Below are 11,310 nucleotides of genomic sequence, written 5' to 3'. Positions count from 1 at the left end.
AGGCCGCGCGCGACAAAGGCGCGGTGCAGCGCGAGCGCAGTATATTTCTTGCCGAGCGCGCAGTCGGTGCCGACGGTGAGCAGCCGCTTGCCGGTGCGCTTGCGCCCGGTCCCTATTGGAATCGCGGGCGGCGGGGTGCGGATGTCGATGAGCCGCTGCCCTGTCCGCGCCGCGGCCTCGACGAGCGCGGGAACGCTTGTCAGCTTGGTATGGAGCCCGTTGACGATGTCGAGCCCCGCTTCCATCGCCTCGACGAGCACCGCGACCCACGCCGCACCGATGATGCCGCCCTGATTGGCAACGCCGATCACCAGCGACCGCGCGCCCGCTGCCCGCGCATCGGCGGGCGAGAGGCGCGGCAGGCCGGTCGAAACGGTGCAACCGTCGATCGCCCATTCGCCCGTGCAGCGATCACCCGCCCAGTCGGCGAGACCGAAGGCGGTCTTGGCATAGGCCGCATTGGTCGTGTCGCCGAGGAATAACAGATAGGGCTGCGGCAGAGTCAGGTTGCCTTCCAGCCTGCCGATAGGCGCATTCATCAAATCGAGTCCTTCGCAATTCAAAAATCGAGGCCGAGCGTGAAGCCGAGCGTACGCGGCCGGATCGGCGCCGCCAGGACCGCCGTCCCCGGACGCGCGCCATATTGGCCGGCGCTTGTCAGTCCCCGTTTATCGGCGATGTTTTTCGCATAAAGCGACAGGTTGAAGCGATCGAGCCGGATGCCGGCGCGCAGGTCGGCTACGGCATAGCCGTCGATGGTCATGCGCCGTCCGAAGTCGGTTCGATAGGTGTCGTCGAAACCACTGAGCTGGTCGCTGAGCAAGCGGATATTTCCGCCGACGAAAGCCGTTGCATTGCCGATTTCCCATTCATAGTCGGCCGACAGATTGGCGGTCCACGCCGGGGCGTAGGGCAGCCTGTCACCCGCATATCCGCCGTTGCCGGCCGGCAGGTCCTCGTCGAGCTTGGCGTCATTATAGGCGACATTGAGCACCACATCGAGGCCGCGCACGGGACGCATTGTCGCGGTAATTTCAGCGCCCGCACTGCTGGCGCTGTCGCCGTTGCCGTCGGCGTTCACCGGGCCGATCGACGTGTCATAGGTCACCAGCACCTGGATGTCGCGCCAGTCGAGGTAATAGACCGAAGCATCGATCGCAAAGCTGCGGTCCGGGGTTTCGGCGCGAATGCCCGCCTCGTAGCTGATCAGCGTATCGGCGCTATATTTGGAGGGATAGTCGGGCGGCGAATTGGGCGGCACGACATTCGGCCCGCCGGGGCGATAGCCCTTGGCAACGCGCGCATAGAGGGTGGCGTTGTCCGAAAGCTCGAAACGCGGCGCGATCGACCAGGTGAATACATTTTCCGAAGATTTTCCGTTGACGACCTCGGGGATCACCGGCGAGCCGACGAAGAAGAGATAGGAGCCGTCGAGCGACTGGCGTGTCCGCTGCTTGTTATGGCTGTACCGGGCACCGGCGGTAATATCGAACCGCGACGAAACATACCAGGTCACGCTGCCGAAACCCGCATATTCCTTGTACACCGAGTCGAGGTCGGCGCGCAGGAAATCCGGGAAAGTCACATCGGCGCCGTCCGGTCCGGCCGGCAGCGTCAGCGCCGGATCGATCGCTTCGCCGGTCGCGAGGGTGAACGGCAGGTAGCGCTGGAAAAGGCGCCCCTTCTCATGCGTATAATATCCGCCGACAAGCCATTCGAAACTGTCGCTGGTCGGCGACTGCAGCCGGATCTCCTGCGTGAACTTCTTCTGTCCGGCCAATGCCGGGAAGGTCATGCCGAGCGGACCAACGCCCGGGCCGCCATAGATGGAATCGGCGACACCAACCAATTGATAGGTCGCGTCATAAACTTCACGCTGCGTCAGCTTGCCATAGCTGGTGACCGACGTCAGCGAAGCCGGACCCAGGTCGAAATCGATCGTGCCATTATAGAGCCGGTAATCGACATTATTCTGTTCCGGATAGAATTCGGACCGGGTCAGGCGGCCTTCGGTCGACGCTCCCGTGTTCGGATCGATCGCCAGCGGTTCCAGCGTCGCGGGATCGGCATCATAGGTGCCGCGTGAATTTGCGCGAATATTCTGCGCGATCGCCGTAAGCCGCACCGACAGATTGTCCGCCGGCTGGAACAGCAGCGATGCGCGGCCGCCGTAGCTGCGATAATCATTGGCGTCTTCGCGCGCGATACCGACGGTGTCGATGAACCCGCCAACGCTGCGATAATAGCCGCTGACCCGCAGCGCGAGCATGTCGCCAAGCGGGACGTTGACGACCCCGTTCGCATTCCAGCCGGGGTCGCCGCCCTTGGTGATTTCGGCCCCCGCCTGCGCGCGCGCCTCGACGACGCCCAGCTTCGGCGCGACCGTTACGAACTTCAGGAGGCCGCCGAGCGAGTTCGCACCATAGAGCGTGCCCTGCGGCCCGCGCAGCACTTCGACGCGCTCGATATCGAAGGTGTCGATGTCGCCAGCAAGCACCGCGCCGTTGCTTTGCCCCGTGCTCGGCCCGAAGGGCGTCTCGTCGATATAGACCGCCGCAGTCGGGCTGGCGCCACCGGTGTTGATGCCGCGCAGGACGATGCGTGTCTGGCCCGGGTTTGCCTGTTGCAGGCTTAGTCCCGGGACGAGCGCCGCATAGTCGACAAAGCTCGTCGCCTGTTGCTGCTGCAGTTTTTCGCCGCCGACGACGGAAATCGATTGCGGAATTTCGCTCAGCACCTGCGTTCGCTTTTGCGCGGTGACGACGATTTCGTTGTCGGATGCCGCATCCTGCGCGTTCGCCGGCATCGAGATCGCCAACGCGACCATGCTTCCCGTAATCCAGAGCCCTTTTTTCATCTTCTACCCCCAAGGCTGGGCGAGCGGACAGCGGAGCAGCCACCGGCACGGCCCTTATATTATCGTTCGAATATGCGGCCGATCGGCCTTTTCGCTGTCAGAACTATTGACCTGATTGGAAAATTGTCAACCCATACAGGACATATCGCTAGCATCAGCCCCAAATTCCGGCGGGGCAATGAATCATGCCGCCGCGATATTCGACGCCCGGATCGCGATCGTGCGCAAGGAAGGTCGGGCCGTCGAGGTCGACGATGTCGCAAAGCTGGCCGACGAGAAAGGACGGCGCCATCGACAGGCTGGTGCCCATCATATTGCCGACCATGACGTCGAGGCCGAGCTTCTTCGCCTGCCGCGCAATCGCCAGTCCTTCGGTCAGGCCGCCGCATTTATCGAGCTTGATATTCACGACATCGAAGCGGCCGACGAGCGAGGCGGTATCGGCAAGGGACAGCGCGCTTTCGTCGGCGACGAACGGCAAGGGGCGCTTGAGTCCGTCGAGGTCGGCCTCGCGGCCGCGCTTCAGCGGCTGTTCGAGTTGCGCGACGCGCGTCGAGACGAGCACGGGGAGCAGTCCGGCGAGCGTTTCGATATCATAACCCTGATTGGCATCGACGCCGATCCACGCGTGCGGCCGCGCGGTGCGGATCGCCACAACGCGCGCGATATCGTCGTCAAGGTCGCCAGTCAGCTTGACCTTGACCGGTGCCTCGGGATCGATCGCCAGCGCTGCCTTTGCCATGGCCTCGGCGCGGTCGGCGCCGAGCGTCAGCGTCGAGCGCAGCGCCTTGGGCGGGTTCAGCCCGGCAAGTTCCCAGACCGGAAGCCCGGCCTGCTTGGCCTCCATATCCCAGAACGCGCAGTCGAGCGCGTTGCGCGCGCCACCGGGAGGCAAAAGATCCTGTAAATCTTCGCGCGTGGCGCCGCGCTCGATGTCGCTCCGGACCCGCGTCGCCTCGGCCAGCATATGCGCGATGTCGTCGCCAAGATAATAGACCCCGGCGCCCTCGCCGCGCCCGACATGCGTGCCGTCCGAAAGCTCGGCGACGAGCAGCGCGGTTTCGGTGAAGACATGGCCCGAAATGCGGAACGGCTGGTGATAGGGAAAGCGCTCGACCCGAAGGTCGAGCGTCAATTCCCGCGTGCGCTGCGTCGCCATCAATAGACCATCCCGAACCCGTAGAGGTGGAAGGCCAACGTCACCCAGACGAGCACCAGCGCGGCAAGGATCAACAACACCGCGCCGAGCTTCATTGTCCAGCGGCGCTTGTCCTTGATGCTGAGCCACAGATGCCAGCCCGCGGTGACAAGCAGGCCGAAGGCAGCAAGCGGAGTCACGATGCGCAGCAGCTGGATCAGCCAGTCGAGCGGGCCGCCGATACTGCCGATATCGGCCGAGAAGGCCGCAATCAGACCGAACCAGCCGGCGAGCGCGCCGATCGCGAGCCAGGCGAAGATGCGCGACAAACGATACGCGCGACGCGCCTTGCCTTCGAGCGCAAAGTCCGCCTTGAAGTTCCGCCGCACCAGCGCCCGCACCGGCCACGCCAATGCGGCCAGCACGATGATGCCGAAGGCGAGGATCAGCGCCGGATTGAGCCACGCCGCGTTGACGCTGGCGGGCGCGGGCTCGAACACCATGAAGGGCGAACCGGCGTCGATGCTCCAGCGCACGACGCGGCCGTCCTTGACCTCGGCGGCGAGCCGTTCGCCCGTGCCGGTATCGCGCCACACGAAGGGCTCGACCTCGACCCAGTCGCGCGCGCCGGCGCCAAGGCCGTCGAGCGCCGGGAGCGTGATCTTGCCATCTTCGGTCACCCCGATCGTCGCCTGGCCCAACAGACCGACCAGGCTCATGAAATTGGTGAACGACCCGCGGCTGCTGATATAATTGCCGACCATCATCCGGGCATGCTGGGCGGCCGTCTTGGCATCGACCTGTCCCGGTTTTTCGGTGCCCGGCAGGTAACGATCGGCGAACTTGTGGAACAGCGCACTGCGCACCGCGCCCGCATCGCCCGCTTTTCCGGGGCTGTTCATCGAGATGTACACGCCGATGTCGGCGTCGGGGAACAGCCACAGATAGCTGTGGAACCACACGGTGTCGCCGCCGTGCGCGATCGCGCGGTGGCCGTTGACCCATTGCTCGTAGAAACCGAGCGCCATGCTGTTGAGCGGACCAACGCCGGGCGCCTTGAAATCATGCATCTGCTTGGCGGTTTCGGGCTTGAGCAGCCCCGCGCCGTCCTTGAGATGCGCGATCATGAACTTGCCCATATCGGCACCGCTGGCCGACAGGCTGCCCGCTGGCGCCGGGATCACCATCTCGAACGGCTGGGCCTTTTGGGTGATGTCGGGATAACCCTTCGACATATGCGGCGCGAGCGCAGCGGGAAGCGGCTGACGAAACGACGAATGCGTCATGCCAAGGGGCGTGAAAATGTGATTTTCGACATAATTGTCGAATGGCTCGCCGCTGACGCGCTCGACGATATAGCCGGCGAGCGCGGTCGCGTAGTTCGAATAGGCCGGCGTCGTCCCCGGCGCGAAGACACGATCGGGCAGCGCCAGCGGCATCTGCTTCTTCAGCGTCATCACCGCCTTGGGATCGCTGCTGATCAGGTAACGCACCGATTCCTGGAAACCCGCGGTGTGCGTCATGATGTTGCGCATCGTGATCGGCTTGCCCTGATAGGCGGGAATCTTGAAATCGAGATAGGCGTTCACATCCTTGTCGAGATCGATCTTGCCTGCCTCGACCTGCTGCATCACCGCCGTCCAGGTGAAGAGTTTCGACACCGATCCGGGACGGAAAAGTGTCGTCTCGGGCAGGACCGGCGCACGCTTGGCAACATCCGAGAAGCCATAGCCCTTTTCGAGCACGACCTGATCGCCGCGCACGACGACAACGACCGCGCCCGGAATCCGCCCGCGCTCGAGCGCATAGGGCAGATAGCCGTCGAGCCAGGCTTCGAGATCCTTGGCATCAAGCGTGACAGGTGCCGCGGCAGTTTTCGCAACCGGAACGGCGGCAGTTTCAACTTTCTTCACCGTTGGTGCCGGGACCGGCCCCTGCGCCGCCAGCGGCAGCGCAGCGAATGCCGCCAGCCCGATCATCGCCTTTCGAATGAAACGCATCGCTCTCCCCTTTTCATTGTCGCGGTCTGTCACATCTTGCAGCAAGCCGCGCGACCCCTTACCAAGGGACCAACATCTATTGGCCCGATAGGGACATAATGATCCTGATTAGAAAATTGTCAAATATGGAATGGAAAAACTGATGGCCGACCGTGCAACCCCGCCGACGCTCGGCGCGGTGATGAAGTCAATTCGCGCGCGAAATGGCTGGACGCTCAAGGAAATGAGCGCCAACTCGGGCATCCCCGTTTCGACATTGTCGAAGGTCGAGCACGACCGGTTGACGCTCAGCTACGACAAGCTCCAGCAGCTCAGCCAGCGACTCAAGATCCGCATGTCGGATCTGTTTGCCGAGGATGAAGAGGACAACAGCCCCCGCGTCACCGGTCGCCGCAGCATCGGGACGATCGAACGCGCCGCGCGGGTGACGACCGACAATTATGATTATCACTATCTCTGCACCGACCTGCGCCAGAAGCGGATGATCCCGATCCTGACGCGGATCCGCGCGCACAGCGCCCGCGAATTCGGCGAGCTCGTCCATCATCAGGGCGAGGAGTTCATCTATGTCCTCGAGGGACGGATCGAGGTGCACAGCGAATTCTACGACCCGGTCACGCTCGATGTTGGCCAGGGCATCTATATCGATTCTTCAATGGGCCACGCCTATGTCGTCGCCGAGGGATTTGAGGAGGCGTTGGTGCTCGGCGTCTGCTCGAGCGCCGACGACGGGCTGATGGACTCGTTGATGAGCCTGCACGGCTGACCTGATTTCCGGGAGACAAAAGATGGTATCGCACCGGCGTTTCGCCCCTTCGCTCGTGCTGCTTTGCAGTTCGATGCTGCTCCCGGCATCGGTGGCTGCACAGGCACCGGCCTATGACCTGATCATCCGCGGCGGCACGATCTACGACGGATCGGGCAGACCGCCCGTTGTCGGCGATGTCGCGATCAAGGACGACCGCATCGTCGCGGTGGGCAAGGTCGACGGCACGGCGAAGAGCGAAGTGGCCGCCAGGGGCATGGCGGTCGCGCCGGGCTTCATCAACATGTTGAGCTGGGCGACCGAGTCGCTGATCGCCGATCCCAAAAGCCAGAGCGATATCCGGCAGGGCGTGACGCTGGAGGTGATGGGCGAAGGTTGGTCGATGGGGCCGATGAACGCGACGATGAAGGCCCTCGAAACCGAACGACAGGGCGACATCAAATATCCGATCGAGTGGACCACGCTCGGCGATTATTTCGGCTGGCTGGAAAAGCGCGGTATTTCGACCAACATCGCAAGCTTCGTCGGCGCCGCAACGGTGCGCGTCCACGAACTGGGCGAAGGCGATGTCGACCCGACGCCCGACCAGCTCGCCCGGATGCGCGCGCTGGTAAAGCAGGCGATGAACGAGGGCGCGATGGGGGTCGGCAGTTCGATCATCTATGCACCGGGTTCCTACGCCGAGACCGACGAACTCGTCGCGCTGACCAGCGAAGCCGCAAAATGCGGCGGCATGTATATCAGCCATATGCGATCCGAAGGCGACCGGCTGGAGGAAGCCGTCGACGAGTTGATCGACATCTCGCGGCGCTCGGGGGCGCCCGCCGAAATCTACCACCTCAAAATGGCGGGGCGGAGCAATTGGGGTAAATTCGACTCGGTCGTGAAGAAGATCGAGGATGCCCGCGCCGCGGGGCTGAAGATCACGACCGACATGTACACCTACACCGCGGGCGCGACCGGGCTCGACGCCGCGATGCCGACATGGGTGCAGGCTGGCGGGCTCGAGGAATGGATCAAACGGCTCAAAGATCCTGCGATCCGCGCGCGCGTCGCCGCCGAAATGAAGCAGCCCGGCAGCGATTGGGAAAATCTCTATTTCGGCGCGGGTGCCGACAAAATGATCCTGTCGGGTTTCAAGAATGACGCACTGAAGCCGCTGACCGGCAAGACGCTCGCCGAGGTCGCAGCGATGCGCGGCAAACCGCCCGAAGAGGTCGCGATGGATCTCGTCGTCGAGGACGGATCGCGCGTCGGCACCGTCTATTTCCTGATGTCCGAAGACAATGTGCGAAAGCAGATCCAGCTGCCGTGGATGAGTTTCGGCTCGGATGCCGCGTCGCAAGCGACCAAAGGCGTGTTCCTGAAATCGGGCGCGCATCCGCGCACCTATGGCAATTTTTCGCGGCTCCTCGGCCGTTATGTTCGCGACGAGAAGCTGATCCCGCTCGAACAGGCCATCTACCGGCTGACCACCCTGCCCGCGACCAATCTGGGTATCAAGGACCGCGGCGCGCTGAAGCCCGGCTATTATGCCGATGTCGTGGTGTTCGATCCGGCGACGATCGGCGATCGCTCAACCTTCGAAAAGCCGCATCAATATTCGGTCGGGATGCGCGATGTGTTCGTCAACGGCGTCGGCGTCCTGCGGAACGGCGAGCATAGCGGCGCGACACCCGGACGCGCCGTGCGCGGGGCCGGCTTCAACCGCTGTTCCTAAGCCGTTGCGAGCAGTTGTTGCTGCTCGGCGGGTGACTTGAACAGGAAGTCATACGGCAAGCCGAGCCGGACGCTCGCCTGACAATGCGGCGCCGCGCGGTCGACGTACCGGTCGGCGAGCCGGCCCGCGATGCGCAGCGCGGTACGGTCGAAGCGCGTGAGATCATAGCGTGCGCCAAGTTCGAGCTTGCCGCGGATATGCGTCGGCAGCAGCGATACCGAGGCGCGCGCAATCGCGCGGTGGAGAAAAGGTGGCACGCCCGGCGCCGCACGACCCGACTGGATGATATCGAGAAATTCGAAGATGATCGGATGCGGCTCGAAGCGGGGTTCGAGTTCGTCCATCATCGCGATGAAGGCGGCAACCGTCGGCGGTGTATGCCGCGCGCCGAACTCGCACCCGATCGCGTCGCCGTCGCGCATGAAGCGATCCTTGTCGGCATCGCTCAACGGACGGACGAAGCGGTCATAAGCCATCAGGAAGCCGTAGGATGCGGTTGCCGCGACCCAGTCGAGCAGCACCGGATCGAGTGCCCGATATCTGTCGCCGGCCGGCGTTTCGCCCTTCACCTTGCCGTGCAGACGGTTGACCTGCCCGATCACCTGCTTCGCCGCGCTTGCGGGTCCGTAGCAGGCGAGCATCGCGACAAGCCCGGTGCGGCGCGAGCGGCCGATCGGGTCGGCCTTGTAGGTCGAATGATCCCACACCCCCGACCGGATGCGCGGCTCGGCGAATTCGAGCAGCACCGCAGCGATGCCGCCGATGCCAAGCGCGATCGGATTCTTGTACACGCGCCACTGGACGCTGTCGGGCGCCAGCAGCGCGGGCTCACCAACAGGCGCAGCGAAATCGATCGCCGTTCCCAGATAGTCACCCTGCATCGGCGCGCGTACCACCTGTGCCGCCTCCTCTAGAAGTCGTAACCCAGCGTGAGCCCGAAGGTTCGCGGCTGGTTGGCGAAACGCACGACGACGTTGGCGTTGCTCGCGACCGCCGACCAGTAATATTTGTCGAACAGGTTCTTCGCCCACAGCGAAGCCGACCAGCCGCTCTCGTGCCGGAGGCCGAGGCTGGCATTGACGACGGCATAGGAAGCGATCTTGTAGAGCGGATCATCCTCGAAAATCGTGTTCGCCTTGCCCTGATAGCGCAGGCTGACCGCACCGTTGAGATCCAGCGTCCCGGTCAACGGCGTGTCATAGGCCGCGACGATGCTGCCCTGGAACCGCGGGCTATAGATGAACTCGGCCCCGTCGAAATTCTCGGGCTGGCCGGCGGCATTGGTACCGATATAGTCGATCACCCGCGTTTTCAGCCACAGGCCGTTGGCGGCGATCGTCACGCCCTCGGCGGGACGCAGCGTCAGTTCGCCTTCCAGCCCATAGGCCTTGGACTTTGGCACATTGTCGAGCCGCGACAGCGCCGTGTAGATCGGATCGGCGAAATAGGTGCTGATCTGCTTGTCCTTGTAATCATAATAGAAGGCCGCGAAATTGGCCTGCAGTAGACGATCCGCCAGCGTCGCCTTCACGCCCACTTCATAGGCCGTCAGCTTTTCCTGCGTCACGGGCGCATTCTGGCGCGCCTTGCTCGCCGCGTTGACCGGCGACGTCCCCGATTTGTAGCCGCGCGAAACCGACGCATAGACAAGCGTGTCGTCGTTCGGCGACCAGTCGAGCGCGACGCGCCAGGCGAGGTTATTCTCGTCGAGCGTCGAGACGACCGGACCGAAGCTGTTCGTGGCGTCGTCAAAGGTGTTGCACTGTCCCTCGACGATCGGATCGGGAATCGGGAGCGTTCCGCCGGCCGAGAAGAGGAAGCGGTTCACCACGTTGACGTTCGGCAGCATGCTGCCCTTGTAGTCGCGCGAACAGCCGACATAGTCCTGCTTGTCTTCGGTATAGCGCAGCCCGACCGTCAGTTTGAGCTGTTCGGTCAGTTCGGCGTCGGCGTTGCCGAAGACGCTCCACGTCTTCGTGTTCATCGTGCCGATGTCCTCATAGGTGCGAAAGGCGGTTGCCATATCGGCGGCGGTATAATTGCCCGAGTTGAAGGGCGTGTCGAGCAGGTTGACCCCCGGTACGATGATGAACGGCACCGCCCGGATGAACCGCGCGTTCGCATTTTCGCCCAGCAAGGTGCGGTTGCTGTCGACGATCTTGTCATGCCCGTAATAGCCGCCGACCAGCCAGTTCACCGCGCCGGTCTCGCCCTCGAAATGGATTTCCTGCGCGAAGCTCTTGATCCGTCCGTCCGCCTTTTGCAGCAGGACTTCGAACGGCGCGCCGCTCCAGTCGGACAGCGCCTTGCGCTGGAAATCATTGTAGCTGGTCAGGCTGACGAACTTCACCGTGTCGCCGACATCCTGGTCGACGCGCAGTTTGAGGCCCCAGAAGCGGTTGTTTTCCGCGAGGTCGCCGGGCAGGCCGGCGCCGCGGCCGATGTCGGCGGACCGCCCCGCCTCGGGCGCCCAGTCGGCCTGGCTCGCCTTCGTCGGGAGATTGTTCGCCAGATAGGTAGCGAGGCCCGGGACGTTGAACAGGCGCGAATTGCTGGTTCCCGATACCGGGTTGGTGGCGGGGGTGAAGCCGATGCCCTGGCCGGCGACCGTGTCCGACTTGTTCTGCCACCAAGTAACCGACAGATCGATGCTGGTCCCCGGACCCGGATCGATCGACAGCGAGCCGCGGATGCCGAGCTTGTCGACGCGGCCGAGGCGTTCGTCGGGGCGCGAATTGCTGATCTGCCACCCCTTGTCGCTGTTCTCGCTGCGCACCGCGATGCGCGCCGCAATGCCTTCACCGAGCGGCCCCGAGAGATGGCCTTCGA

At 63.6% G+C, this 11,310-nt stretch carries 8 protein-coding genes; 2 read left to right on the top strand and 6 right to left on the bottom strand.

The annotated features are described in order from the left end of the window. From VGD20_RS18750 to VGD20_RS18735, 4 genes are all read right to left on the bottom strand, one after another. Window positions 1–539, bottom strand: a 539-nt coding sequence (locus VGD20_RS18750) for a DUF1611 domain-containing protein (protein WP_331135894.1), incomplete at its 3' end; no start/stop codon positions are given. 20 nt (window positions 540–559) lie between these two features. Then, a complete protein-coding gene (locus VGD20_RS18745) occupies window positions 560–2,857 on the bottom strand; it encodes a TonB-dependent receptor (protein WP_331135893.1) in 2,298 nt (765 codons plus the stop codon). Between the two features lie 154 nt (window positions 2,858–3,011). Next, window positions 3,012–4,016: a dipeptide epimerase gene (locus VGD20_RS18740; RefSeq protein ID WP_331135892.1), complete on the bottom strand. Its 1,005-nt coding sequence runs from the start codon at window positions 4,014–4,016 to the stop codon at window positions 3,012–3,014. After that, window positions 4,016–5,995 carry a serine hydrolase domain-containing protein gene (locus tag VGD20_RS18735; protein WP_331135891.1) on the bottom strand — a complete coding sequence of 660 codons (1,980 nt, stop codon included), beginning with the start codon at window positions 5,993–5,995 and terminating at the stop codon, window positions 4,016–4,018. The genes VGD20_RS18740 and VGD20_RS18735 overlap by 1 nt, the downstream gene beginning before the upstream one ends. A 142-nt stretch (window positions 5,996–6,137) precedes the next feature. Here VGD20_RS18735 and VGD20_RS18730 point away from each other — a divergent pair, with 142 nt between their 5' ends. Further along, window positions 6,138–6,761: an XRE family transcriptional regulator gene (locus tag VGD20_RS18730; protein WP_331135890.1), complete on the top strand. Its 624-nt coding sequence runs from the start codon at window positions 6,138–6,140 to the stop codon at window positions 6,759–6,761. A 22-nt stretch (window positions 6,762–6,783) separates the two neighbouring features. Beyond that, window positions 6,784–8,481, top strand: a complete 1,698-nt coding sequence (locus VGD20_RS18725; protein WP_331135889.1) for a D-aminoacylase — start codon at window positions 6,784–6,786, stop codon at window positions 8,479–8,481. Here VGD20_RS18725 and VGD20_RS18720 read toward each other — a convergent pair. Next, the gene (locus VGD20_RS18720) at window positions 8,478–9,377 is read right to left on the bottom strand and encodes an oxygenase MpaB family protein (protein WP_331135888.1); all 900 of its coding nucleotides are present in this window, start codon (window positions 9,375–9,377) and stop codon (window positions 8,478–8,480) included. The two genes, VGD20_RS18725 and VGD20_RS18720, sit on opposite strands and share 4 nt — an antisense overlap. A 14-nt stretch (window positions 9,378–9,391) precedes the next feature. Continuing rightward, window positions 9,392–11,310, bottom strand: a 1,919-nt coding sequence (locus VGD20_RS18715; protein WP_331135887.1) for a TonB-dependent receptor, incomplete at its 5' end; no start/stop codon positions are given.

It is taken from the genome of Sphingopyxis sp., from assembly GCF_036402335.1.
Taxonomy (GTDB): Bacteria; Pseudomonadota; Alphaproteobacteria; order Sphingomonadales; family Sphingomonadaceae; genus Sphingopyxis.
Note: the sequence above shows the minus strand (reverse complement) of the source record. Positions and strands in the feature narration are given on the sequence as shown.

Coding starts and splice junctions, on each gene's coding strand:
- VGD20_RS18740 (WP_331135892.1), bottom strand. CDS start 4,016: ATGGCGACGCAGCGCACGCGGGAATTGACGCTCGACCTTCGGGTCGAG.
- VGD20_RS18725 (WP_331135889.1), top strand. CDS start 6,784: ATGGTATCGCACCGGCGTTTCGCCCCTTCGCTCGTGCTGCTTTGCAGT.
- VGD20_RS18730 (WP_331135890.1), top strand. CDS start 6,138: ATGGCCGACCGTGCAACCCCGCCGACGCTCGGCGCGGTGATGAAGTCA.
- VGD20_RS18745 (WP_331135893.1), bottom strand. CDS start 2,857: ATGAAAAAAGGGCTCTGGATTACGGGAAGCATGGTCGCGTTGGCGATC.
- VGD20_RS18735 (WP_331135891.1), bottom strand. CDS start 5,995: ATGCGTTTCATTCGAAAGGCGATGATCGGGCTGGCGGCATTCGCTGCG.